This window comes from Sporosarcina sp. ANT_H38 (genome assembly GCF_008369195.1).
In the GTDB taxonomy this organism is placed as follows: domain Bacteria; phylum Bacillota; class Bacilli; order Bacillales_A; family Planococcaceae; genus Sporosarcina.
Genome location: NZ_VOBC01000001.1, coordinates 1,418,916 through 1,445,039 on the forward strand (window position 1 = coordinate 1,418,916; position 26,124 = coordinate 1,445,039).

Sequence of the window (26,124 nt, forward strand, 5' to 3'; positions counted from 1 at the left end):
TCTCCTTCTATTTCAATATCCTGTTTATTTAAGGGAAACTCCATGTGTTTAATACAATCCCCTTCAATATGTATTGTACCATTATCTGCTGAACTACATACCATTTTTCATGCAATCAGGCGTTTATTAAATGTAATCATCTGTTCATATTCCGTTCACCTTGTCAGATTATAGTTAAGTTATTAAGAAATACAGGAGGCGCAAAGATGAATATTGCATGGAAAGAAATTAAGAAGAATAAGGCAAAGTTTATCATTTTAGGATCAATCATTTTTCTCGTCAGCTTTTTAACATTTATCATCTCTGGGTTAGCGAACGGGTTGTCTCAAGATAATGCAGCATTAATTAAAGATTTACCAGATGGCCAATTTTACATGAATGCTGATGCAAACGAAACGTACAATCTTTCAAGAATAGATGAAAGTGTACAAACCACTGTTTTAAGTGAACAGAAGGATGCGGCAGCACTTTCCATTCAAATGGGTTTTGTGAACGATTTGGACGACAAGCAGCATAGTATCGCTTTCGTTACTTCCACAGATTCAAAATCGTTTGAAACGGTTGGTAAAGGAGAAGTCATCCTAGATCGTTCATTAGAAGAGGAAGGAATTAAAGTTGGTGATATTCTAACCAATAATCAGTTCAGTGGCGAATTTAAAGTGAAAGGCTTTGTCGATCAAAAGAAATACAGCCATGCACCTGTCGCTTTTATTAACATGGAAAACTATAAAGAAATTTACCGTGTCAATGAAATGCAATTGATTTTTGTACCAAATACAGAAAAAGCACAAGCTGTAACGGGTTTACAATCATTTTCAAATAAAGAATTCCTCAATACGATTCCAAGTTACAGTGCGGAACAGATGTCTCTCAATATGATCATTTGGTTTTTAGTCGCTATTAGTGGAATGTTGTTCGCGATATTCTTTTATATGATGAACGTGCAAAAGATTGGACTATATGGCATCTTAAAAGCGCTTGGCGTTAAAACAAGCAGATTGTTCGGTATGATGTGGTACCAAATGATTTTCATCACCGTAATTGCGCTTGGACTGTCAGTTGCTTTAAGCCAGGGCTTTGCATTGATTGCACCTAAAGGAATGCCATTTAGTTTAACACTTGAAACAACTATTCAGTTATCAGTTGTTTTCCTAATCATTGGATTTATAGGCGCGACGCTATCCGGCCTGCAAATTAAAAAAGTTGAACCATTGCAAGCTATCCAACAAGGAGAGGTTTAATATGACGATTTTCACAATTGATGAAGTTACAAAAACGTTTACGAACGGTGAAGTGGATGAACAAGTATTAAAAGGGATTAATATTTCCCTTCGAGAAGGCGAAATAACAGCGTTAGTAGGAGCCTCGGGTTCAGGTAAAAGTACAATTCTTACAATAGCTGCAGGACTTCAACGTGCAACGGACGGAAAAGTGCTTTTTGAAGGACAAAACCTGACTGCTATGAATCAGGATCAGATCAGAAAAATTAGAGCGAGTGAGTTCGGATTCGTATTTCAATCCTCGCACCTTGTCCCTTTTCTCACAGTCGAAGAACAATTATTGCTGATGCTTGACGTTTCAGAAACCAAGTTGAAGAAACGAGAACAAAAAGTGGAAGTAGAAAAGATTCTCAAATTGGTGGATATGGATCACCGGAAAGATGCCTACCCTGCTTCATTATCAGGTGGAGAAAAACAGCGCGTGGCAATTGCCCGCGCAATCATCCACAAACCGAAAATGTTGTTTGCAGATGAGCCGACAGCAAGCCTAGATTCTAAAAGATCGAAAGACGTCATGACATTGATCCGCGAGTTGACGAAAACGTTGAACATTACGACCTTGATGGTAACTCATGATGAAGAAATGCTTGCTTATGCTGATCATACTATCACAATGAAAGATGGATTAGTTTTATCTTAAAAATCTATTATGCCCCTCAAAAAAATAATGGAAGTGACAAAAACACTAAAACAGCCATTCACCTACATGGCTGTTTTGTTATTCTTGACTCGTATTATAGTGATTTAACACCCTCTACTAAAACAAATAGCGCAAACTCTTTCCTTTTAATCAACCGTGAAAACTAAACAAGCCAATCACGTCTCTTCCTTTCTGCCCTGTAATTATAGTGCACCTTCAATATGCCCCCGCAATACTGATACCTTTAATCCGTTGTGAAGTTACATCCCTCAATTTGTATATATTATGGTAGCGTGTATTTGGTTTTATTTTGTATTATCTAGATAAACTTCAGCATTTTTAGACATTTTATCAAGCAATTTTGAAGCATATTCCTGCTCATCCCCCGATAACCCTTCCGTTATAATATCTTTCCATTCTTGCAAAATAGAAGTTAACTTTGATTCAAATGCATGGGCTTTCTCTGTCAAATACAATTTTTTTATTCTTTTATCTACAATAAATATTTTTCTTTCTACATATCCTTCCTTTTCTAATTTTGCAATTGCTCTAGCAGCAGTTCCTTTATCCATTTTTAATAAAGAAGCTATTTCATCTTGAGATATCCCTTCATTTTGATATAAAACAGCAAGAAACTGATATTGACCTGCGCCTAGATTAAACTCTTTTAATTGTTCATTGATATAAACATTTCCATATCTATGAAGTAATGAGATCCAACGGCCGATCGACTCTTTATTCTTAATGCTCATATATTTCCCTCCTCGTAATTACATATAAATCGTGAGAATATTGCTTATTTTAATGAATCGGTAACTACATTTTTCAGTAAGCATCTTTCTTGCGCGCATACCTATGTATAGACTATTATTAGTTGCGTGCACAACTAATAATTTATTATATACGTAAATAACGTTTAAAACACGTATTATTTTCGTTGTAGTTGCAACTAATTAAAAAAGGAGATGATAGTCATAGAAAACATTAAAAACACTATAAACCCGATTAACATTAGTAATAAGGCTAGAATGTTAATACTCTCCATTTTAGTTCTCGGATCTTTTATTGCTCTTTTAAATCAAACATTACTAAATGTAGCTATTCCAGAACTAAGTAAAGTTTTTGATTTAGATATTAGTACGGTTCAATGGTTAAGTACAGGATTCATTATGGTCAATGGTATAGTAATTCCTATTTCAGCTTATTTAATGGGTAAATTTTCCACAAGACAACTATTTTTAAGCGCAATTGGGCTCTTTACAATAGGTACTATTGTCAGTGCATTTTCACCAAGCTTTTCTGTTTTACTAGTAGGGCGCTTATTACAGGCTGCAGCAGCAGGTGTAATGATGCCACTAGTACAAACAGTTATATTTAGTTTGTTTCCCCCTGAAAAAAGAGGACAGGCCATGGGGATGATTGGTATAGCAATGACATTTGCCCCTGCTATTGGCCCTACTTTATCAGGATGGATTTTACAACACTACTCTTGGAGAGTTTTATTTTACATTGTTATTCCGTTAGGAGTCTTAAATTTATTCCTAGCCTTCTTCTTCTTACGTAATGTTACAGAAAGAAGTAATCCGAAATTTGATTATCCAGGAGTTATTACATCGACAATCGGCTTAGGATCCCTACTGTACGGATTTTCTATGGCTGGAAGTATGGGTTGGGATTCTAAACAAGTAATTTTAACTATAGTAATTGGAGTTATTTTTGTAGGCTTATTTATTTGGCGTGAATTGGTAGCTGAGCAGCCAATGCTTAACTTAACTGTATTTAAAAATAAACAATTTTCTATAACAATAGCAATCGGTGCTTTTGTAGCACTTGCAATGTATAGCGTCGAACTATTAACGCCAGTTTATATCCAAAATATGTTAGGTCATTCAACACTTCAAACTGGTTTAATTTTGCTACCTGGAGCAATTTTGATGGGTATAATGTCTCCAATAACAGGAATCATTTTGGATCGCTATGGTATTCGCCCATTAACATTTATTGGTATGTCTTTAATCATCGTTACATCATGGTTATATACTACCTTAACGTTAGACTCTAATTTGTTGTTCGTAACCGTATTATACTCTACTTTTATGTTTGGTATCTCGTTTATAATGATGACAGTTTTGACTTATGGATTAAACCAATTACCTCCATCTATGAGTAGACACGGTGCCGCTGCAGCTAATACAGCTCGAATGGTTTCTGGTGCAATAGGTACGGCGTTATTGACTACCATTATGTCTACACAAACAAAACAATATTTACCAGGATTGTCAAGTTCCCTTTCAGAGTCCGAGGCGGTAAAAAAGGCGAGTGTTCTAGGAATGCAAGATGCTTTCCTTGTAACTACTATCCTGGCCATTTTGGTATTTATATTAACGTGGTTTCTTAAAAAGAAAAAGAAATAATTTTAAAAAACAATAAAAACAACAATTAGAATAGGATGAATTTATAGTATGAATAAAAAAGTCTTTCATGTACTCAGAGTAATACTGGGTTTAATCATTACCGCTTCTGGAGCCGGCGTGTTATTCGAGTTAATGCCAATGCCTACATTTTCAAGTACTTCTGCCAATGAATTTATGAAATCATTAGAGGAAACAGGTTACTTTATGCAATTCTTATCGATTGTGAAAATAGCGTGTGGACTTGCATTATTAAGTAATAAATTTGTTAAGCTAGCTTTAGTTGTTTTTATGCCAGTTTCTATTAATATGATGATGTTTCACATCTTTTTAGATTTCGCTTCAATTATGGGAGCTTTAATGATATTTGGTATCAATATTTCTTTACTAGTTTATTACTCACAAGATTATCGAGCAATTTTAAAGATTAAATAGGACCGCCCATTTGAATCACGAAATTCAAGTCTAGTAAGTGTAAAAAAAGTCACTACTTCAATGTTTAAAAATACAAATAAGTCATCCACCTCTTTAGTAGTGGACGACTTATTTGTATTTTATATTCCACGTTAAAATAAGCCCCTAAAATGTAGTCATCTAATAAAAGCCATCGAGATTATCTCGACGGCTTAGCATTAACTTCAAATCACTTTTTCTTCAGTTTTCCCCTTCCAACCTATATAGTTAAAAAGAGATATGAGAGGAATATGATACAATCAAGAAAATAATCCAAACAAAAGAGGTGAACGATATGTGCAGAAACATTAAAACACTATTTAACTTTGCTCCTCAAGCTACCGACGATGAAATTCATGCAGCTTCTCTTCAATATGTTCGAAAGGTCTCTGGTTTCAACAAACCATCGAAGGCAAACGAGGACGCCATTAATCGGGCTATTGAGGACGTGGCTATCGCTACGCAAGTTCTACTAAACACACTGGTAACGAATGCCGAGCCTCGTGATAGAGAAATTGAAGCAGAACGGGCTCGTGCTAAAAACGCAAAAAGATTTGGAATTGATTAGATTTCAAACTCTTTCCGCGTTGTTAACTACAATCTGTTCTAATATCACATCGAGGCGTTTCTTGCTTTGTTGATGTAAGATTCACACTACATACTCCTGTTTCTGGTAAGTCCAATTCCACTTTTTTTGCAGATTCGTAATCGCCCATCATATAGGCCACTATTGAACGCACTTGTTCATATCCTGTCGCCATAAGAAAAGTTGGTGCCCGTCCATAACTTTTCATTCCGACAATGTAAAAGTTTTTCTCAGGCTGTCTCAATTCTTCTTCACCATGCGGTCGCACAGTCCCACAACTATGAAGATTAGGATCTATTAATGGAGCTAATGCTTCGATACTTTCTGTAGCTGAGTCAATCCCTAATCTAATTTCATTCAGGAATGAAAAATCAGGACGACTTCCCGTATTGACAATCACCTCATCTACTCCTTGAATCGAAACGCTTTCTCCTCCTAACTCACCAACCATTTTTAAGGCATCATCTTCCTTAAAAACTTTTTGGACTCGATACGGTGTGTAAACTTCTACTTTACCAGAGCCCACTAGTTGATGAATTTTCACTCCAAGTTCTCCACGTGCTTGGAGTGCATCATTTCCCTCTCCACCATAAGCTTCTTCTATGTTTTTTTTACGGAGTATCCAACTGATTTTCACATTGGAATTTCTTTCATTAAGTTTGGATAGCTCCAAAATAGTGTTTATCGCAGAGTGACCACTACCGATTACGGCGATATGTTTCCCAAGATACTTTTCACTATCTTTGGCATTAATATCCGGAATTCCGTAATATATATGACTTTGTAAGGATATCTCTTCTTTGGTCCATACACCATCCGCATTTACAGGATTGGGCTGCCCCCAAGTACCCGTAGCATCAATGACCGCCTTTGCTTCTATTTGTTCGGTCACCCCACCTTGATTTACATAAAGAATGAATGGTACATTTTCACGTTGGACTGTCGTCATTTTGTCCAATCCTTTTTTGCTAACAGATAACACCTTAGTATTTAAATGAATGAATGGCCAAATTTCCGGGAGCCTTGCTACTTTTTCTAAGTAGTTTTCCACCAATTCTATTCCTAGTGGAAGCTCATCAGGGTTAGGTTCGTCCCATCCATGTTTTTCAAGTAGCTCCCTAGCCACTTTGTCAATATTGTATTACCACGGTGAAAACAATCGAACATGTCCCCATTGAAGTATATGGCTTCCCACACAAGGACCGGCTTCCAAAACTAGAAATTTTTCGTCGAACTTAGCCAAATGTGCAGCTGCAGCTAAACCGATTGGACCGGCACCTATAATTACGACAGGCAATGAACTCGTTTCTTTTACGACAAGATCAGAATGGAGTGACACAGTACTAGTTGAACAACAATTCCCACTAGCTATTTGAATTTTCACTTGTTCCTTCATCAATTATTCCTTCTTTCATAAATACATAATAATATCCTTATATACAATCTAAAATCAAAATCGAGGGATAGATACTCTCGACTTTGATTTGTTCGTTATTTCCCCGTCTCAGCAAAATTCTTAATTCGGTCAGCAATTTCATCACGAACACGTTGGAAAAATGCCCATTTTTCTTCATCAGTCCCTTCTGCTTTGGCAGGATCATCAAATCCCCAGTGATCACAATTTACTTTGTGCGGTGTCATCGGACACTTGTCAGCAGCATCCCCACAAAGAGTGACGACAAAATCTGCATTAGTTAAGATTTGTGGATCAATGATATCCGAGGTTTGATTTGAAATATTAATTCCAACCTCATTCATGGCTTTCACGGCATTCGAGTTTACACCGTGCGCTTCAATTCCAGCACTAAGAACTTGCCATTCTTCTGCAAGAATTTTTTTGCCCCAGCCTTCAGCCATTTGGCTACGGCATGAATTACCCGTGCATAAGAAGTAGAGTGTTTTTTTTGACATGACTACCCCCCCTTTTTATTATTGGATGAATGACAACCATACATATAGTCCAATTAGTGTTATCAAGAGTGTAGGAATCGTTAGAATTATACCTATTTTAAAATAGCTACCCCAAGAGATCCTCACACCTTTTTTAGACAGCACATGCAACCATAATAAAGTGGCCAAAGAGCCGATTGGTGTGATTTTGGGACCTAAATCTGATCCGATGATATTTGCATAAATCAAAGCTTCGCGAATCGACTCTGTTGTCGTCGTTTCAGATATCGCTAACGCGTTAATCATGACAGTAGGCAAATTATTCATAATGGATGATAATATCGCTGCAATAAAGCCCATCGAAATCGTCGCTACAAAGAGTCCTTGGTTGGCAGCCATCTGAATGACCTCGGCCAATACACCCGTTAGACCGACATTACGCAATCCGTAGACTACAACGTACATACCAATAGAGAAGAATACGATTGCCCAAGGTGCCCCTTTAAGCACTTGCTTTGTATGAACAGCAGGACTTCTTTGTGCCATAATCATAAAGAATATCGCTGTAATTCCAGCAATAACAGAAACAGGAAGCCCTGTAAATTCACTAGAGAAATACCCAATGAGTAACACGCTTAATATCACCCAAGCTATTCGAAATAGCTTTATATCTTTTATAGCATCCTTTGGTTCTTTTAAGTCTGCTACTACATAATTTTTAGGGATACTTTTACGGAAGAACAGCAACAACACTAGAATACTAGCAACTAAAGAAAATAAATTAGGTACAATCATTCGAGACGCATATTCGACAAAGCCAATACCGAAAAAATCTGCCGAAACAATATTTACTAAATTACTCACAACAAGTGGCAACGATGTTGTATCTGCAATAAAACCACTGGCAATAATGAATGGGAAAATCATTTTTTCGTTGAAGTTCAAATTCCTAACCATCGCTAAAACAATTGGCGTTAGTATTAGGGCAGCTCCATCATTTGCGAACAAAGCAGCAACTATCGCTCCAAGAATGCTGACATAAACAAACATGCGAATACCGCTGCCTTTAGCTAATCTAGCCATATGTAGGGCGGACCACTCGAAAAATCCGATTTCATCTAATATCAATGAGATAATTATGATGGCGATAAAAGCCAGTGTAGCATTCCATACAATTCCAGTTACATCAATAACATCCTGAACATTAACAACGCCCACTAACAAAGCGATTATGGCTCCAATACAGGCGGACCATCCAATTGATAAATTTCTAGGCTGCCAAATAACAAAAGTAAGTGTAATGATGAATATTAATGATGCCGTTATTACTGAAGCCAATATTCTTTCCCCTCCCTACTCACAACAAACTCTAAGCCCTTGCGCTTCCAGTTTAGCTATGGACTCATTCTGTTCGGGAAGCTGTTCAAGAATGCTTTGAATAAACGGATAGTCTTCATGATTTTTATTAATCGAGAAGAAAATCCATTGTCCTCTTCGCTCTTCTTTCACTACCTTGATATCTCTGAGTTTACGCAAGTGCTGGCTGATAGCCGGCTGACTCATATTAAAAATCTCAACAAATTCACATACACAGCATTCATGTGACTTGAGAAGCTGCATCATAGTCAAACGCGTTGGGTCTCCGAGTAATTTTAAGAGTTGTGATGCTCGCTGAATATCAACGGTTACTGTTTCATTCATCTACTATCCCTCCCGAAATCATCATATAAGAATATACTTATATACGCAAGCGAAATATTCTCCTGTATTTACTTAAATGGGCTGTACTATGAGAAATTTAATGAGGACAATACCAAAAAGTATTATTCCATTTTAAAGTTCCTGCTTACTGTTTGTACTTCCTATTTTGCAAAGCATACTATACAAAGGTCAAATAATGCCCTTTTTTTCAAGTTAGCATTATTTGACGCTTTCTGAATGAACTTTACCACACCAATATCGGAGTTCTCTACACGTTAATCAAAATCCCCGTAATTCTCTATTCTCTATTCTCTATTCTCTATTCTCTATTCTCTTTTTCATTACTTTCGCCATTTGCTGGGAACTTTGATCCTCTTCCCCATGCAGTCTATCAACAATATTAAGGTAATCCTCCTCATTACGATTCTGACTTAATTTATAAGCAGCTTGAATTTCTTGTACTTTAATCTTAAATCCAACAATCCCTTTTAGTTCTTTTTCCAATAACTGAGGAGAAAGATTGTCCCATAGAACCGGATTCTTACGATGTTTCTCGTATTTTTGTAGCATCACTATAAGGTCTTGTTTTAACTCCTCCTCATCCAAAATGCTAGCTTTGCCATATACATGCACAGCTTGATAATTCCAAGTTGGAACATTTTCATGCCCGTACCAAGAGGAAGAAATATAAGCATGTGGCCCCTGGAACATAACTAGTACATCATCACAGCTTTCGAATGTTCTCCATTGTGGATTCCCATAAGCCATGTGTCCGGTAATATAATAATCATCTCCTATTTTAGATAACGCCAAAGGTAAATGACTAGCAATTGGTTTACTTTTTCTCGTTGTAACAATAGTTCCAAATGAATTCTTTTGAACAAATTCTCTAATTTCATCTACGTCTGTGATTTTAAAATACTTAGGAATATACATGAATAGGCTCCTTTTTGATTACTAAATTAGTAGATACCGAACTATTAATTGAATATTAAAATCATCATTACGTCTTCTCTGATTCGTAATCATCAAGTTTTACATTAATAAGTGCAAATAATTCTACTGCCATTGCTGTGTTGTCATTTTTATGACCATTGTATGTTAGCAAAAGATTGACATAACGCTTCGGTATTTAAGCGACAAATGTGGGTTCTTCCATTTTTCCAAAGCCATCATATGAAGCATGAAAAATGTCATTTAAATTATCCTCATTATGGTTAACCATGTAGTAAAGTGTAATTTATCTCCAAATCTTATTCAACCGTTTAGTTGAATATATAACATCCACATTTTAATATTTGTCTAACTCCCGTAATTCTCCAGAAGAACAATAATCTATCTACTTTCATCTGGATTTTTCTGATGAAAATAATTAGGTTTAACGATGTCATTCTTATAAGGTTTATGAAAGACATGAGTCGTTGCTGGTGAAAGTGGCGAAATAAGCCATGTCCAATTCCCTGTAATAGCTCTGCCTACTGCACACTCATTTTTCTCGAAATTTTTAAATTGTTTGGCAGCAGTATGATGGTCGACAAGCGTAACACCGGCTTTTTGATACGAATTCAACACCGCGATATTAAGTTCTACTAGTGCTTTATCCTTCCACAGCGACCGGTTTGAACTTGTATCTAGTCCTAGCAACTCTGCAACTTTCGGGAGTAGATTATAACGGTCTTCATCTGCCAAATTTCTCGCACCGATTTCGGTGCCCATATACCATCCGTTAAACGGAGCCGTAGGATAGTTAATCCCACCAATCTCTAACCGCATATCTGAAATAATTGGAACGGCGTACCACTTTACATCCAACTCATCAAAGACCTCTAGTTGCGGATGAGTAATCGTCACTTCTTTTACAAGCTCTCTTGGTATTTCAAAAAACTTGGGTGATTCATCTTTCAATTGAATGACAAGCGGTAGTATATCATACGAGGTTCTCTCCCCTTTCCAACCTAATTTCCCGCACATTTTCGTAAACTCAATTGATGTGGAGTCACCTATAATCTGGTCACCCTCTTCATATCCTGCATAGCGTATAAGCTGATGGTTCCATATCCGTACCGGATCATCCCCGCCTTGTCTTGGGGAGAATATAGTAATCGTTGAACGGATTTTTCCATCGTTTGTCGCAAAGTCAATATGGTTCAATAATGCGTTACTTACATCTTCAGCCGTTTCCATTGCCCTTTCGTCAAATACTTGAAGCCTGTCCCAAAATAAACGTCCAATACAACGATTATTATTACGCCAAGCCATTCTAGCCCCGTGTTCAAGCTCTAGAAAAGTATGTCTGTACGTTCCAGTTTCAATTATTTCTCTTCGAACTTCCTCTACTCGCTTAAATTGTTGCTCTACTGGAATCCCTAGTTCTGTATAACATTTATGTATGAATTGCTCAGCTTCAAAAAGCAATTTACTTTTTTCTGTTTGGTTAGTCAAAATCCATCATCTCCAATAGTGCCAGTATATCATTCAACCAAAGCCTGTTTCCGATTCAATTTAACCAGCTTTCCGAACTTTGAATTTCAAAAAATATAACAGGTCAAGCATTAGATAAAACCGAAATTAAATAGACATTTTCTGTTGGCACTACAAATTGATACAGTACCAAACGGATTGCGAATGAGCATTTCAACAAATCCCCACTAAAACAATCATTATTCGTATGAGCTTTTATTCTAATTCATTATCTTCCCACAAAAAAACGCAAACCAATTGTGAAATTAGTTTGCGCTGTTTCATTATGAGCCCATTTTTCTGCGGGCACTGCTTACTTTTTTTGCTTGTTGGCTTCGCATTTTTTTAGCAGCCTGTGCTGGATTACCTTTTGCATTGTTATCAGCTGATTGGTTTTTCTTTGCTTCTAGCTGTTTTTGAATCGCTTCTTTTAAGCTAATCTTTTTCTTTGGTGCTTCTTGTTCATTTGTTCCATTATTTTCAGTCATATGAAATCCTCCTTTATATCGAATAATGATTGCTATTGCTTCTCTTTAGTATAACCGAAACTCGACTACTACTGGGGATTTTCTATAATTAATTTAAAAAACATTTAGTCTGTCTAGATTATCAATCCATATGCCTAAAAGTCCTGCTATTCGAGTAAGATCTTCCCCAAACTATAAAGCATTTAATTGGATCGATATCAAATACGCGCCGGCGTAATCTGATTGACTTATCCCTTAGTTCATCAGGGGTTTGGAAGCCCACTGAATTGTCTACATTCTAATCAATCAACTCTTTTAAAAGCGGGAGACTTCTATAGCTATCACTTCGCTTCCAGTATAAAAAAATCACAAGTGAAGTTAAACGAATAAATTATGACCTATAGAACGGTATCAGTCCTTTTTTATATAAGAACGCAAATACATTTAAGAGTGGAGCTGGCATCTTCTTCGCAAAGTACCACCTCGTGTAAACTTGGTGATAAGCCATTTTCAGGTTATCCCATTGCTTGCAGTCTTTCGTTTGTCTGAAACGTGCGACATCAATGATAATAATCTCATCATTTGAAGTGATAAAAATGTTGCGCAAGTGAATATCAGAAGGATTTAATGCCAGATTTGAAGCTAATGATAACGCATAATCTATCTCATTTAAATGAGCTGCCGTAATAAGCTTTCCTTGAGTCAAACATTCAAAAAGAGTTTGACCATCAATAAAATCCATAACAATATAATTCGATCCTGAATCATAAATAGCTGGGTAATAAGTAATATCCTGAAGAATATTATAAATAGCTGCTTCTTCTTTCGCGATGTGGATGAAATCAGGGAAAAATACTTTGATCGCTTTAGTAGTTGTCTTAACTCTAAAAACAAACGCACTTCTCCCTGTTCCAACAAGTATTAAAGAGTCATCATAGCCAATAAGTCGATTTTTCTTTCCAATGATAACTGTTTTCGCGAGTTCTTGAAAAGTGTTCAAAAGTAACCTCCATAATTAATTAGAAATAAAAAAGAGGTGCTATAACCCAAATGTGGTCAAAACGGCTCTAAATAGTAAAAAACGTCACCGAGTAATTGGAAAACTCTTGCTAACATTATTCGTTGGCACTAAATTGAACTACTCCAGCTTTCAATTCATTTAGAGCTGGTCGTACCTAAGGTTAGTAGAATTATCGCTACTTTTCCAGGATTTACACTTACGTTTATGGCTTAATTTTATCGAGTTCTGGATTTAGGACAATCCGATTTACGTAATGCGAGATGGTTAAAGTCCTTGTTACGGTAGCAACAACTTGTTTACGATAACATCTCATTTTGTATGTTAAGTATAAGTGCTACAGACTTAGTGGTCAATAATCGTTGATTTTCAACTGTCCCCAGACCATTCTCTCTCTCCTAAGCAACTTTGCTGTACATGGTAATTTCCATATTGTAAGGTTATTGTTGGAATATAGTAAGATGAGGAAGTGAACTCATGTTAAAAAATACTTTAGGACGTTTTCGTTTCATCGGTATATTGGAAGGCAGTTCTCTACTAATGCTATTGTTTATCGCGATGCCTTTAAAGTATTGGTTCGGTATGCCGAATGCAGTAACAATCGTAGGAACACTTCATGGCTATATATTTCTTGTTTATATCGTAGCTATTGTATATACGATGATAGCGGTGAAATGGCCGTTCAGATTTACAATTGGCGCCCTACTTTCAGCGTTCATCCCCTTTGGTAATTTCATTTTGGACAGGCGACTCAAGAACTTGAAAACGAACTAAAAAAACTACAAAATAATAAGTTCTGTCAAAAAAAGCGAAGCCCTTAAATTAAGGAGACTTCGCTTTTTTTGAAACCGCTCCATTTTCGATAATGTTAAATACATTAAATACCATTATCTAAATCTTGAACTTAGAATAGATGAATTTGTATATGGCTAGAGTTAATGATTCCATTCAATTACGAAAAGGCGCTTATGAGATGGCTTCAGCTACCCCCATAAGGCGACTTCGCTTAATTTCCAGATATATTCATAACTTCAATATACATAGAGAGATAAAAATAAATTTCTTGTTAATGGTAACTTTTTGCTTTATTATAGAAAAATGTTGTGGAGGAATCCATAATTAACGATACTTAAGGAGAGTGGCATGATGAGGAATTATACAAAAGAGGATATTCGCAAATTTGTAGCAGAAGAACATGTGAATTTCGTTCGACTTCAGTTCACCGATATTTTAGGAATGATCAAGAACGTGGAAATTCCCATCAGTCAGCTCGAAAAAGCACTTGACAATAAGATGATGTTCGACGGATCTTCAATCGAAGGATTTGTACGTATTGAGGAATCCGATATGTACCTTATACCGGATCTTAACACTTGGATGGTATTCCCGTGGCCCTCAGGTAAAGGAAGGGTTGCACGGTTCATCTGTGATGTTTCACTTGCTAATGGTTTGCCATTTACAGGCGATCCCCGCGGCAATTTAAAACGTGTATTGAAAGAAATGAATGAGCTCGGGTTCACTGATTTTAATCTTGGACCAGAACCAGAATTTTTCTTATTTAAACTTGATGAAAATATGCAACCGACAATGGAATTGAACGACAATGGCGGCTATTTCGACCTTGCCCCAATGGACCTAGGAGAAAACTGTCGACGTGATATCGTCTTGGAACTAGAAGAAATGGGCTTCGAGGTTGAAGCATCTCACCACGAGTGCGCACCAGGACAGCACGAAATCGACTTTAAATATGCGGATGTACTGACCGCTTGTGACAATATTCAAACCTTCAAACTTGTCGTTAAAACAATTGCACGCAAACACGGTTTGCACGCAACATTCATGCCAAAACCCCTTTTCGGCGTCAGCGGATCAGGTATGCATTGTAACGTTTCCCTATTCAAAGACGGTGAAAATGCTTTCGTCGACGAGCAAGGCGAATTGAAGTTAAGTAAAACAGCCTATCAGTTCATGGCTGGTGTCCTCGAACATGTACGAGGTTTTACAGCAGTGACAAATCCAACCGTCAATTCATACAAACGGCTCGTTCCGGGTTACGAAGCACCCTGCTACGTAGCGTGGTCCGCGCAAAACCGTAGCCCTCTCATACGGATTCCAGCATCTCGGGGCATCAGTACACGGATTGAAGTCCGTTCTGTTGATTCGGCAGCAAATCCCTATCTTGCGTTAGCTGCTATACTAAAAGCAGGCTTAGACGGTATTAAGCGCGAACTCGAGCCACCAAATCCCGTCGAGCGCAACATATACGAAATGGAACAGTCCGAACTAAAAGAGTTGGGTATTGACACGTTACCGACTGACCTCGACCACGCTCTCATAGCGCTCTCTGAAGATACAATTATCCAGGACGCTCTAGGCGAGCATATCTTCGCAAATTTCATGGAAGCGAAAAAGCGAGAATGGGAAAGTTTCCGAACTAATGTACACCCTTGGGAAATTGAACGCTATATGAAGATGTACTAAAAATGACAAAGAGCTAGGTTCCGAGATATCTCAGAACCTAGCTCTTTACTATTTTTCAACTTCAAAAACATACACTGTAGTTCAAGAATTTCATGATCAAAAATTGAAAAATCGTCCCAAACGAATACAGTTGGATACATTGCGATAAGCTTTCATCATTGTTTTTTAAATAAACCCTTACCATCCGGTCTTTCGCGCGGTGTGATATTCATAATGAAATACCCAATGATCAAAATCAGGATGACAAGTGAATAGAACAATGTATTTACCGGATTACCATGATCAACAATAATCAATCTGACCATCGCTGTAATACCGATATAAAGAAAATATCTTAACGGGAAATGATAATCTTCTTTGAAATACTTTATAATCATCGCGATAAACTCGAAATATAAAAAATAAATGAGGATATTCGCCAAGTAAAGTTGATAGTCGTGGCTTTCATTAATAATTAATGTATGACCAAAAACAAATAACTCCTTCATCAATAAATAGGATAAAATAACCGCTAGAAAAACGAGGGAAATATTCAGGATGATTTGCAGTGTTTTAGGGATAATCTTCAAGAAAAAAGCGTCCCCTTTTTTGTATTTCGACATAAATATCATCCTCCAGTACTACAATTCCTATTCTAAATAGGTTGGCATCATTGACAAGTAAACTATACGTTTCTTAAGCCTACTTTTCCCCTTTTACAATTCCCTCTTAATTTATGGCTGTGCTAGAACTTATTAGCCGCATATGGACATAAACCACATATCTTTTTGAATTGAATGGTTTGTCTTTCACTCACATATTATAGCAAAATATAATAAAATAATAAATTGTAATGTACCATTCGTTCAAACCTATTATTAGTTATTTGAGCCTAGCATCTACGATTTAACGAATGCAGAAGACTTCCTGTATTTTGTTGAACTAGATTGGATAAATGAAACAGCCATTTGCCCCTATTTGATAGGACAATCCACTTTTAATAATAAGATGTTTTGACATCTCATCTGAAATAATGTAAATTAATAAAGTACGAACGTTTCATACTAAACGAATAATATTATTCGGTTTTCGAGGTGTTATCAATGGAAAATGTATTTGATTACGAGGATATTCAATTGATTCCTGCAAAGTGTATAGTAAATAGCCGTTCTGAGTGTGACACATCCGTCATACTTGGTGAGCATACATTTAAAATTCCAGTAGTACCTGCAAATATGCAGACGATTATTGATGAAAGTGTCGCCATCAAATTAGCTGAAAATGGTTACTTCTATATTATGCATCGTTTTAATCCAGAAAAAAGAGCTGACTTTGTAAAAGATATGCAATCACGTAACTTAATCGCTTCTATTAGCGTTGGTGTTAAAGACGAGGACTATACTCTTATTACACAACTGGCTGCCGACAAAACTACACCTGAATTCATCACTATCGATATTGCACATGGTCATTCCAATGCTGTCATCAATATGATTCAACATATTAAACTGCACCTACCTAAAAGCTTTGTCATAGCTGGTAATGTAGGCACACCAGAAGCCGTTCGCGAACTTGAAAATGCAGGTGCAGATGCTACAAAAGTTGGTATTGGACCAGGTAAAGTATGTATAACAAAAATCAAAACCGGCTTCGGTACAGGAGGTTGGCAATTAGCTGCAGTTCGTTTGTGTGCAAGAGCAGCTACAAAACCTATTATCGCAGATGGTGGAATACGTACACATGGTGACATTGCCAAATCGGTACGTTTCGGTGCTTCTATGGTCATGATTGGTTCCCTATTTGCTGGGCACGAAGAATCTCCAGGTCAAACTATCGAAAAAGACGGACAACTTTTCAAAGAATACTTTGGCTCAGCCTCAGAATTCCAAAAGGGTGAAAAGAAAAACGTCGAAGGTAAAAAAATGTACGTCGAATATAAGGGTCCGTTAATGGATACTTTAAACGAAATGCAACAGGACCTACAATCATCCATTTCCTATGCTGGAGGTAACAAGCTAGATGCCATCCGTACCGTGGATTATGTCATTGTGAAAAACTCTATTTTTAATGGAGATAAAGTGTACTGAAAATTTATAGCTAATAAAAACCCAATCAAGAAATTGTATTTCTGATTGGGTTTTTTCCTGGGCTCTAATTGCATGTCAAATATAGAGAATAATAAACCTGTGGTAAAAATGTATAAGTGAGCAGAATAATTGATTTCGAGTCATTTTCCCCAATGCTTTATAGTAATAAGAACAACAGCGTAAATGTAAGAATGCCCAAAACAATGATTGCTGCCGTATCTTTTATACTATCTTTCACGCGTAAATGTGTTAAGATTCCTCCAATTGCCGTCACCCCTAATAGTAATGCCCCTGTGATTCCACTTGTACTATTCCAAAATCCAATGATGAGTAAAATAGCTCCCACTAATTCAACAAGACCGGTTACGACACGGAACCATTGTGGTAATCTCCATTTGTCAAAATTCACTTTGTGCATTTGTGAACCAATTGTTTTGCCTACACCTGCCATTAAAAACATAGCGGCGAGTAAACCTTGGATAATAGAAGTTAAAATGGTCATTTATCGTCCTCCATTTGTATTATCAGCAATCGGCATTTTACCAATATATGCTTAATTTACAACGCTATCCATAAAAAAACCTAAATGTGTAAGTCCTCCTTTAAAACATAAATCAATAGCAGAACAGATTTCCTTCTTCTACTCCCAGATGTAATCCTAATGAAACCGATACAGATGAGATATTACCGAAATATTTCATGCGCGTTAATGATTTTTCACATATTGATTCAATAAATCTTAGATTAGCTATAAATGGTATGAACCAGTTAATATTTTCTCTAGAAACTTCACATTTGCAGTACCCAGTAACTGTTCCGGAGTCATTCCTTTCAAACTTTCTTCAATCGCTTTGACTGTTTTCTCATGAGTATTAGGCATAAGTTGAATTACGAATCCCCAAATTTCTTGGTCGAGCTTTTAAATGTAGACTTTCTTGAATGTAATATTTGAATACCGCAAACTAATTACATCCTTCAACCAATTCAGACGAAGTATTTTCTCGTACTCAAAACAGTAAAAATAAGACATGCTTAGGTTTACGTTTGCAGGACAACATACATGGCAAGAGGTGAAGTTATGAAAAAGATCTTACTAACCCTGATGGTCTTCTGTTTTATTTCCCAGTCCCTTAGCCATGCGCAAACGAACACATCTGATGTGAAAATTGCTTTTATTCGAGATGGCTATGTATGGCTCAAGGTCGAAGACAAAGAAATGAAAATAACGAAAGAAAAAGCGACGTATAATTATCCACCCCAATGGTCTTTCGATGGAAAAATGCTTCTTTATCAAAAAGAAGTGGCAGGGAATATCATTGATACGACAGGCACTTCAAATGAATTATGGATTTATGATGTCGCAACAAAAAAGCATCGCAAAATTTTTTATGACGGCTCTAATCCGAAATGGTCTCCAATAGACAACATTGTTGCCTTTAGTGCTAGTGGTGTATTGAATATATCTGATTTGAAACGCTTCTATAATATCGCTTTAGGTGTAGACGATTATGCATGGCAGCCAGACGGAAAAGGTTTTATCGCGTCATCAAGTGCTTCTCTCCGCCCAGATGGATGGACTCATCTAATTCTTTACACCATTTCTATTGAGGGTTATCAAAACAGCAATTTCTCAACAAGTAATGCCAAAAAATTATTTGTCATACCCAAAGAGATAGGAAAAGATGACGTAAAAATCATCTCGATCAACGCGGGTTCGTTTACGTATTCACCAAACAAACAATGGATAGCTTTTGTCGTCTCCCCTACTGCTTCATGGTCGATGGACAGCGATATGCTTAGTGTGATTTCCGTAGACGGCAAAAACTTTGAAGTAATTGATGAGCTCAATAACGAATCCAAGCCGAAATGGGCTTTCACCGAAAACTTACTCGGTTATATTGCTGGCGGAGGAAGGATTGTCTTTGGTTTTAAAAATAAGGAGCTAAAAGTAACCGAACTCCCTGCCGATCAAACAGTAACGCTTACGCCAAAAAACTATGCGGAAATGGGATTTTCGTGGGTAAATGATGCTTCACTAATCGTTTCCAGGGTACAGGAAACCGAATGGTCCAATGATGCTAACAAGCGCCCTAATCCGGCGTTATATCTAGTATCACTAACCGACCCAAAACAAATACAAATAACTAGGCCTCCAAAAGACCAAGGAGATTTTACGCCCATTTTTTTACCTTCCATCCAAAAAATTACTTGGACAAGAAAAAATGATTTAGTATCTTCAAAAGGTGATTTATGGTCGGCTGATCCAAATGGTGACCATGCAAAAGTATGGATCCGTGATATCTGGTTAGGGATGTATGACTTTTTCCCTTCACAATGATTGGGCGTAGTATGTGAAAGGAAACACAAATAAGCCATCCCTCTAGTGGATTGGCTTATTTGTGTTTGGAACAATCTAGTGAAAAAATTAATTCGCGGCTTCCAGTAATTCTATTAAATCCTCTTTAGTGAAATGGTAGTGTTCATTACACAGATGGCAGTGTGCATCAGCTTGCCCGTCTGACTGAATCATATCTTGAATCTCTTCACTTCCTAAACTGAAGATGGCATTGGAAATTCTCTCCCTGGAGCATTGACATTGGAAATGAACAGCTATTTTCTCTAGAAACTTCACATTTCCAGTACCCAGGAGCTGTTCAAGTATCTGTTCCGGCATCAAACCTTGCTCAACCATCGAAGATATAGGAGTCATGCCTTTCAAACGTTCTTCTAACGCATGGACTGTCTCCTCATCTGTACTAGGCATAAGTTGAATGATGAATCCCCCTGCGGCTTGAATTGTATGATCAGGATTCACCAAAACATCCATTCCTACAGAGGAAGCTACTTGCTCTGAATTAACAATATAGGACGTAAAATCTTCAACTAGCTCACCCGATACAAGGGGAACATACCCAACAAATGGTTGCTGTAATCCGATATCTTTTGAAACAGTAAGCATGCCATCCGTTCCAACAGCTCTTTTCACATCTAATTGACCTAGTTCATTCAACTCAAAATGAGTTTGAGGATTTGTGACGTAGCCTCTGACTTCCCCTTTGGTATTTGCATCTACCAGAATGGTTCCAATTGGACCACCACCATCTATTTTGACCGTGATTTTTTCTTCACCTTTGAGCATTGCACCAAGTATTACGCTGGCTGTCATAGAACGTCCAAGTGCAGCCGAAGCAGTTGGCAAAGTCTTATGACGACGTTGTGCTTCGCCAACACTTTCTGTTGTTCTCACTGCATAAGCACGTACTTGATTATTGTAAGCAGTTGCCTTTACTACATAATCCTTCACTTCAAACTTTCCTTTCTTCTTTCACAGTTATAAAAGTTCCTTTGCCAATAAACGATAGACATTCAAACGTTTCTCTTGCGAATGGGGAATACTGCAAATCATCGCTTCATCGAATCCATATTGCTGTTGCTCTTGTAGTAATCGCGTTGCAATTTCTTTTGAGGATCCCACTAAGTGGATTTTACGACTGTCTTTAATCATCATGCGATCCATTTCCGTCAGTGGATAATCACGCGCTTCCTCAGGAGTCAATACTTGCCCGATTTTACCTTTCATAAACAGTAAACGCCAAATATCTTGAGGACCGGCCTCAAACTCAGCTTCTTCGGCTGTTTCAGCTGTTGTCACCATATAGGAAACATTGATTTCTGGCTTCTCCATAAATACTGAAGGTTGAAAGTTATTCTTATAAGCATCTAAAATCGATTTGGACAACTGACCGTTAAAAAACTGCGCAAAAGAATAGCCAACGCCCCTACGCCCTGCTTGAATAGCACTATTCCCACTTGAGCCCAATAGCCAAGCTTCAGGCAAAACAACGTGAGATGGCGTTGCAATCGTTTTATTGTATAGTTTATCTCCTGGCACTTCATCGTTGATCAATTGTAGTGCAATATCGAATTTTTCATACATATTATTCACCATAGGAGGACGCCCTTCAGATAAAGCATAAATGGAATCGTTATCCCCTCCCGGAGCTCGTCCCACCCCAAAATCAATCCGTCCAGGCGAGAAAGCGCTAAGTGTTTTAAATACTTCAGCTAGTTTTAACGGAGAATAATGCATCATCATCGCACCGCCAGTACCAATACGAATTTCTTTAGTTTTAGCAGCTAAATGTGCCGCCGTTACTTCAGGAGCTGAACTTGCAAAGGTATTTGTTCCGTGATGCTCTGCCATCCACATTCGATGATAGCCCAATTCGTCTGCCACTATAGCCAGCTCTTCAGCTTTTTTTAAAGCATCAGGCGCACTATTTCCCTTCGTAACCGGTGCTTGGTCCAGTACACTTAATCTCATTTTGTTAACTTCCTTTCCTCTTGTACTTTGTCAGGTGTAACATCATTACCAAGTGGATCCAGCACGGTTATTCCTGAGACAGTATTGAGAACCTGTCCGCGAATTTCACGTAAGTAATCTTGTTGCAAGACAGTTTGTTCAACCATTTCTGCATTTGTCAAACCCTCTTGACGCTGTTTTTTTGCTAATTCATTAATACGATCTAGACCTGTAATCATCAATATTCCACTTCTTTCATAATGTATTTGTAGGGAAATGAGGGACCACATATTCTCCTAATTCTTGAATCACTTCTGCTGCCGGACGTGTACCGTACTTCAAACCAAACATTACATGATTAACTCCAGCATCTTGGTAAGCTTGTAAATAATCAATTAAAAACGTATAACCTGTTCTAAAGCCGCCACGTATCGGTTTGGGTGCTTCATTAGGATTCTCTGATAAGTCAATTGCCAAAGCTTGAGCAAATGGTTTAAATACGCCAGCTGCTTCTCGCCATTTCCTCACAAGTTCGCGCTGTTCATTCACCCCTTGAGAATAAAAGAGCCAACCATCTGTATGCTTGGCTAGCCACTCAATCGTTTGACCGGAATATCCCGTTCCAAAAACAGGAATATCGGATAACATCGGTTTTGGAACTATATCACCTTGAAGCATCTCGACTCTCTCTGACTGAATTTGCGGGAAAGATTCTTTCCAAACTTTTTTCATGACTACTATTGACTCCCTAAATAACGCCGCATTTTCATCGCTATCCACTTTAAATGCGGGAAATTCGATTGGACGGTCTCCAGTCGCCGTTCCAAGTAAGAAGCGTTGATTTGATATTTTGTCTAGAGACGAAGCTGACTTTGCTACGTGAAGTGGGTGACGTAATGTCGTGACAATACTCGAAGTTCCGAGCGCAATTCTTTTCGTATGCGCTGATACATACGCCAGTAATATCCAAGGGTCATAAGCAGCACCAACATCACCAAAGTTCGAATCGTAAATTGGAGAATCTCTAACAAACAAAGAGGCAAACCCTAGATTTTCCGCCATTTTCGCTAGTATCATTTGTTCATCCAAATCCATCCTCGGGAAGCTTCCTTCGTAAGACTCCAAAGGAAATGCTAGCCCAAGCGTTAATTTATTCTCTTTAAATGTTTGTGCAAAACCATGATGTGCATGAAAGTTATCCATATAATTATTCTCCTATTTTCTTATAAAACCATTCTGTCTTTTATCCATTCCTTTAAGCCTTCCACTTTTTCAGGGAAACGATTAGTTGTTTCTTCATCTAGAGATGCAATGGTTTCACGCTTCAATACAGTTTTCCAAGTGGATTCAGCTTCATCCATTAAATCGGTCAACAAACAGCACGCATCTTCTTTTTCTAGTTCAAGCATGTCGTCGAGAATTCCACTTGGAGAATAAAGCGATTGTTGACCTTCTATTGCGAGATACACATCATACACTCTAATCTCTTCAGGTTTTTTCTTTAATTTAAAGCCGCCCTTTACGCCTGCCACTGAGGAAATCAGGTCTGCGCTAACTAACTTTCTCAACAGTTTTTGAAAATAAGTGGGTGAGGTTCCCAACTGTTGACTAATTGCGTCTCCTGGTAAAACAGCTCTATCTGGCAACATATTCAGTAATAGCATGGCGTAGACAGATTGTTCAACACCGGTTTTCATCTGCATAATACCCACCACCTTTTTTAGACATATTTTTCATCATTTTTCACCGAAACCGGATAATCATTATCCAGGTTAGTTTATCTTATCAATATCTAAAAGTAAAATCTTTTGTCTTATCTGTATGCAGGTAGAAAATCCCCTTAGTATTCCAATGAATCATCATGCAACCTATCTATAATTCTTTAATTTCTACATGCACATACACAAAAAAACTCCCTTCGCTGATTCACGAAGGGAGTTTCTGAACTTATTTACTTGTAGTCTTAGACAGTAGCCGGTTGAGCAGTCAATGCTTTTGCAACTTCAGCCACTTTTTCAAGGCCTTGTGCGATGATTTGTTCTGCTTGATCTGGCATTGCATTATGACCTTCAATGATTACTTCTTCAACGGACATACCGAATACGCCACCAAATACGTTACGCATATAAGTAGCTGACATTTCCATTGGTGCAGTTTCAGGTGTTGAGTACACACCACCACGTGCATTGAGGATGATTGCTTTTTTCTCTGGCATTAAGCTGATCATTTGACCTTCTTCACTATATTTAAATGCATACCCTGCTTGATATACATAATCAACAAATGTTTGAAGTGGTGCTGGAATTGTTAGGTTCCACAATGGGAATGCGAAAACAACTACATCAGCTGCTGTTAAAGCGTCCATCGCTTTTTGTTTAGCCGCAACAAGACGTTGCTCAAGGTCAGATAGCTCTTCACCGTTTTGCATTTTTCCAAATGCGTTGAACAAGTCTTGACCGAAGTAAGGCATATCTTCAGAAAATACGTCAAACGTCGAAACGTTCAAACCCTTTGTATCTTGTACGTTTTCCATAAACGTTTCGTACATTTTGCTTGAAATTGCTTCTGAAGCTGGGCGGTTATTTGCTTTCACTACTAAAATATTCATTATGTCTTTCCTCCAAGTTGTTTTCTATTCTAGGCCATTCGTTTACCACGGCTGACCAAAATTTATTCTAGCATACAAATTAGCTTGAAATCAAGCAATTTAACTCTGAGGTTTTTTTAACTCCCCAATTGTGCGATCATCATAGCTAGAAAGTCGATGATAATCACGTTGATACGTACTTCAATCATGACTTAAGTAGGTTTAGTCGACTTGGCGTGGACTTTTGAAATACAAAGGACATTACTGATACCGCAACTGTCAATCGGACTACTTTCTATGCTCGTATCACAGATAAATATCAATTATTAGATGCCGTATTAACGAAAAACCTCATGACAAAGATTTTTATTGAAATTCAGTTGCATGATGAACTTTCGGAAGAAACGATTAGTAAAATATTTGTTTCAGTTACAGTATTTCAATCTGACCTTTCCTCACAACGTAAACGCAATTACGATGCCTTTATGTCTACAAATGAAAAATCAACCGCAGGAAAATGCGGAAACACTACGAATCTCTTCCGTCATGTTAAGCTGGGGCATTTACGGGGCTTCTGTCGATTGGCAGTATAATTGCCAACTTACAGCTGAACAAAATATCGAAATGGCACTTCCTCCTATTGCTAATGGCATGCGGTTTATAAATCCCAAGTAAAATAAAAAAGCTGTTTAACAAGGATCTCTCTCACGTTAAACAGCTCACTATTAGACGAATGTTCGGTTAAACGATCAAAATGATGACAATATATGATTGCTAGTAATGCTATATTCTTATGTTAAGTTCCAAGTTAAAACAAGTCCTAAATGTGTAAGTCCTCCTCCAAAACCATATAGCAATAACGTATCTCCAGAACATACTTTCCCTTCTTCTACTCCCAGATGCAGTGCTAACGGAATCGAAGCAGATGAGGTGTTGCCAAAATACTTCATACTCGTTAATGTTTTTTCTATCGGAAATCCTGATTTTTCACATATCGATTCAATCATCCTTAGATTAGCGCTATGTGGTATGAACCAGTTAATATTTTCTCTAGTTAATTCAGCCTTGTATAATAGCTCTTGCATTCCAATTGGGATAGTACGAGCTGCCCATTTGTATACTTCTCTTCCGTTCTGAACCATTTTCCCATTGTTGATTAGTGGTTTATCATCCATTGTAGTTGCAAAGGTCGTTCGATAGACATGAATCCCCCCTTCACCATTCGTCCCCATATGGCTAGCTAGAAAACTAGGATTTTCCTGGTCGTATTCAACTAGCATTGCACCTGCGCCATCTCCGAATAAAATACAGGTTGTTCGATCTGTATAATCAGTTACTTTTGATAAAGTCTCGGTTGCGACAACTAAAATCTTTTTATGTGCCTCGGCAGTAACTAAATTGTTAGCTAAATGTAATGCATAGGTGAAACCTGCACAGGTAGCATTTAAGTCAAAAGCCCCTGTACAAGGAATATTAAAGTGACTCTGAATTTGACATGCCACACTCGGAAACGCATAGTCTGGAGTTGTTGTCGCTACTATAATACAATCGACGTCTTGTAAGTCTGTATGATAGTTTCCAATCAAATTTTCGATCGCTTTAAAAGCCAAATGAGAAGCAAATTCTTCGTCCCCTGCAATTCTCCTTTCCTTCATACCAGTCCTCTGAACAATCCATTCATCATTCGTCTCTACCATTTTTTCTAAATCTTTGTTTGTCAGTCTCTTTTGCGGAACGTAGCTACCAATTGCTGTTATACGCGCTTTAGATTTAATCATTAA

27 protein-coding genes and 1 pseudogene are annotated in these 26,124 nt (G+C 37.5%); 9 read left to right on the forward strand and 19 right to left on the reverse strand.

Annotated elements, in window-relative coordinates:
• Positions 1–206 precede the first annotated feature (206 nt).
• Both FQ087_RS06690 and FQ087_RS06695 read left to right on the forward strand, forming a co-directional pair.
• Complete coding sequence (locus tag FQ087_RS06690) at positions 207–1,241, forward strand: ABC transporter permease (RefSeq protein ID WP_149579714.1); 1,035 nt, start codon at positions 207–209, stop codon at positions 1,239–1,241.
• A 1-nt stretch (position 1,242) separates the two neighbouring features.
• Positions 1,243–1,920: an ABC transporter ATP-binding protein gene (locus tag FQ087_RS06695; protein WP_149579715.1), complete on the forward strand. Its 678-nt coding sequence runs from the start codon at positions 1,243–1,245 to the stop codon at positions 1,918–1,920.
• Between the two features lie 305 nt (positions 1,921–2,225).
• Here the strand turns inward: FQ087_RS06695 and FQ087_RS06700 are convergent, their stop codons facing one another.
• A complete protein-coding gene (locus FQ087_RS06700) occupies positions 2,226–2,672 on the reverse strand; it encodes a MarR family winged helix-turn-helix transcriptional regulator (RefSeq protein ID WP_149579716.1) in 447 nt (148 codons plus the stop codon).
• A gap of 213 nt (positions 2,673–2,885) precedes the next feature.
• Between FQ087_RS06700 and FQ087_RS06705 the strand changes: the two genes are divergently transcribed.
• The 3 genes from FQ087_RS06705 to FQ087_RS06715 all read left to right on the forward strand — a co-directional run bounded on the left by FQ087_RS06705 (position 2,886) and on the right by FQ087_RS06715 (position 5,352).
• Entirely contained in the window at positions 2,886–4,334 is a 1,449-nt protein-coding gene (locus FQ087_RS06705; RefSeq protein ID WP_149579717.1) for a DHA2 family efflux MFS transporter permease subunit, read from the forward strand.
• A gap of 48 nt (positions 4,335–4,382) precedes the next feature.
• Positions 4,383–4,766, forward strand: a complete 384-nt coding sequence (locus FQ087_RS06710) for a DoxX family membrane protein (protein WP_149579718.1) — start codon at positions 4,383–4,385, stop codon at positions 4,764–4,766.
• A 313-nt stretch (positions 4,767–5,079) separates the two neighbouring features.
• The gene (locus FQ087_RS06715; RefSeq protein WP_149579719.1) at positions 5,080–5,352 is read left to right on the forward strand and encodes a DUF2277 domain-containing protein; all 273 of its coding nucleotides are present in this window, start codon (positions 5,080–5,082) and stop codon (positions 5,350–5,352) included.
• Positions 5,353–5,374: 22 nt separating this feature from the next.
• Here FQ087_RS06715 and FQ087_RS06720 read toward each other — a convergent pair.
• From FQ087_RS06720 to FQ087_RS06755, 8 genes and pseudogenes are all read right to left on the reverse strand, one after another.
• Positions 5,375–6,766: pseudogene (locus tag FQ087_RS06720) on the reverse strand (NAD(P)-binding domain-containing protein).
• A 95-nt stretch (positions 6,767–6,861) separates the two neighbouring features.
• The gene (arsC, locus tag FQ087_RS06725) at positions 6,862–7,281 is read right to left on the reverse strand and encodes an arsenate reductase (thioredoxin) (RefSeq protein ID WP_149579720.1); all 420 of its coding nucleotides are present in this window, start codon (positions 7,279–7,281) and stop codon (positions 6,862–6,864) included.
• An 18-nt stretch (positions 7,282–7,299) separates the two neighbouring features.
• Positions 7,300–8,598, reverse strand: a complete 1,299-nt coding sequence (locus FQ087_RS06730; RefSeq protein ID WP_149579721.1) for an arsenic transporter — start codon at positions 8,596–8,598, stop codon at positions 7,300–7,302.
• A gap of 15 nt (positions 8,599–8,613) precedes the next feature.
• Complete coding sequence (locus FQ087_RS06735) at positions 8,614–8,961, reverse strand: ArsR/SmtB family transcription factor (RefSeq protein WP_149579722.1); 348 nt, start codon at positions 8,959–8,961, stop codon at positions 8,614–8,616.
• A 312-nt stretch (positions 8,962–9,273) separates the two neighbouring features.
• Positions 9,274–9,897 carry an FMN-binding negative transcriptional regulator gene (locus tag FQ087_RS06740; RefSeq protein ID WP_149579723.1) on the reverse strand — a complete coding sequence of 208 codons (624 nt, stop codon included), beginning with the start codon at positions 9,895–9,897 and terminating at the stop codon, positions 9,274–9,276.
• Positions 9,898–10,296: 399 nt separating this feature from the next.
• Entirely contained in the window at positions 10,297–11,403 is a 1,107-nt protein-coding gene (locus tag FQ087_RS06745) for a nitric oxide synthase oxygenase (RefSeq protein WP_188006659.1), read from the reverse strand.
• Between the two features lie 302 nt (positions 11,404–11,705).
• The gene (locus tag FQ087_RS06750) at positions 11,706–11,909 is read right to left on the reverse strand and encodes a hypothetical protein (protein WP_149579724.1); all 204 of its coding nucleotides are present in this window, start codon (positions 11,907–11,909) and stop codon (positions 11,706–11,708) included.
• 370 nt (positions 11,910–12,279) lie between these two features.
• Positions 12,280–12,888, reverse strand: coding sequence for a protein kinase family protein (locus FQ087_RS06755; protein ID WP_149579725.1), 609 nt, complete (start codon positions 12,886–12,888; stop codon positions 12,280–12,282).
• Between the two features lie 495 nt (positions 12,889–13,383).
• Between FQ087_RS06755 and FQ087_RS06760 the strand changes: the two genes are divergently transcribed.
• Both FQ087_RS06760 and glnA read left to right on the forward strand, forming a co-directional pair.
• Positions 13,384–13,680: a DUF3817 domain-containing protein gene (locus tag FQ087_RS06760; RefSeq protein WP_149579726.1), complete on the forward strand. Its 297-nt coding sequence runs from the start codon at positions 13,384–13,386 to the stop codon at positions 13,678–13,680.
• A 372-nt stretch (positions 13,681–14,052) separates the two neighbouring features.
• Positions 14,053–15,387: a type I glutamate--ammonia ligase gene (glnA, locus tag FQ087_RS06765; protein ID WP_149579727.1), complete on the forward strand. Its 1,335-nt coding sequence runs from the start codon at positions 14,053–14,055 to the stop codon at positions 15,385–15,387.
• 155 nt (positions 15,388–15,542) lie between these two features.
• Here glnA and psiE read toward each other — a convergent pair whose 3' ends face one another.
• Positions 15,543–15,989 (reverse strand): phosphate-starvation-inducible protein PsiE, encoded by a 447-nt coding sequence (gene psiE, locus FQ087_RS06770; protein ID WP_188006660.1) that lies wholly within the window; start codon positions 15,987–15,989, stop codon positions 15,543–15,545.
• A 480-nt stretch (positions 15,990–16,469) separates the two neighbouring features.
• On the opposite strand from psiE, the gene guaC reads away from it, so the two are divergent.
• Positions 16,470–17,453, forward strand: a complete 984-nt coding sequence (gene guaC, locus FQ087_RS06775) for a GMP reductase (RefSeq protein WP_149579729.1) — start codon at positions 16,470–16,472, stop codon at positions 17,451–17,453.
• Positions 17,454–17,610: 157 nt separating this feature from the next.
• On the opposite strand, the gene FQ087_RS06780 is transcribed toward guaC, so the two are convergent.
• Entirely contained in the window at positions 17,611–17,955 is a 345-nt protein-coding gene (locus FQ087_RS06780) for a DoxX family protein (RefSeq protein ID WP_149579730.1), read from the reverse strand.
• Positions 17,956–18,067: 112 nt separating this feature from the next.
• Complete coding sequence (locus FQ087_RS22725) at positions 18,068–18,226, reverse strand: hypothetical protein (protein WP_149580785.1); 159 nt, start codon at positions 18,224–18,226, stop codon at positions 18,068–18,070.
• Positions 18,227–18,531: 305 nt separating this feature from the next.
• Here FQ087_RS22725 and FQ087_RS06790 point away from each other — a divergent pair, with 305 nt between their 5' ends.
• Positions 18,532–19,791, forward strand: a complete 1,260-nt coding sequence (locus tag FQ087_RS06790) for a TolB domain-containing protein (protein WP_149579731.1) — start codon at positions 18,532–18,534, stop codon at positions 19,789–19,791.
• Between the two features lie 87 nt (positions 19,792–19,878).
• Here FQ087_RS06790 and hslO read toward each other — a convergent pair whose 3' ends face one another.
• The 7 genes from hslO to FQ087_RS06825 all read right to left on the reverse strand — a co-directional run bounded on the left by hslO (position 19,879) and on the right by FQ087_RS06825 (position 26,118).
• Positions 19,879–20,757 carry an Hsp33 family molecular chaperone HslO gene (hslO, locus tag FQ087_RS06795; protein ID WP_149579732.1) on the reverse strand — a complete coding sequence of 293 codons (879 nt, stop codon included), beginning with the start codon at positions 20,755–20,757 and terminating at the stop codon, positions 19,879–19,881.
• 27 nt (positions 20,758–20,784) lie between these two features.
• Positions 20,785–21,777, reverse strand: a complete 993-nt coding sequence (locus FQ087_RS06800) for an MsnO8 family LLM class oxidoreductase (RefSeq protein ID WP_149579733.1) — start codon at positions 21,775–21,777, stop codon at positions 20,785–20,787.
• Positions 21,774–21,995 carry a DUF896 domain-containing protein gene (locus FQ087_RS06805; protein WP_149579734.1) on the reverse strand — a complete coding sequence of 74 codons (222 nt, stop codon included), beginning with the start codon at positions 21,993–21,995 and terminating at the stop codon, positions 21,774–21,776. The genes FQ087_RS06800 and FQ087_RS06805 overlap by 4 nt, the downstream gene beginning before the upstream one ends.
• Before the next feature lie 16 nt (positions 21,996–22,011).
• A complete protein-coding gene (locus tag FQ087_RS06810) occupies positions 22,012–22,959 on the reverse strand; it encodes an LLM class oxidoreductase (RefSeq protein WP_149579735.1) in 948 nt (315 codons plus the stop codon).
• A 20-nt stretch (positions 22,960–22,979) separates the two neighbouring features.
• On the reverse strand, positions 22,980–23,459 hold the full coding sequence (locus FQ087_RS06815) for an RrF2 family transcriptional regulator (protein ID WP_149579736.1): 480 nt from the start codon (positions 23,457–23,459) through the stop codon (positions 22,980–22,982).
• A gap of 260 nt (positions 23,460–23,719) precedes the next feature.
• A complete protein-coding gene (locus tag FQ087_RS06820; protein WP_149579737.1) occupies positions 23,720–24,364 on the reverse strand; it encodes an FMN-dependent NADH-azoreductase in 645 nt (214 codons plus the stop codon).
• 770 nt (positions 24,365–25,134) lie between these two features.
• Positions 25,135–26,118 carry a ketoacyl-ACP synthase III gene (locus tag FQ087_RS06825; protein WP_149580786.1) on the reverse strand — a complete coding sequence of 328 codons (984 nt, stop codon included), beginning with the start codon at positions 26,116–26,118 and terminating at the stop codon, positions 25,135–25,137.
• Positions 26,119–26,124: the final 6 nt, after the last annotated feature.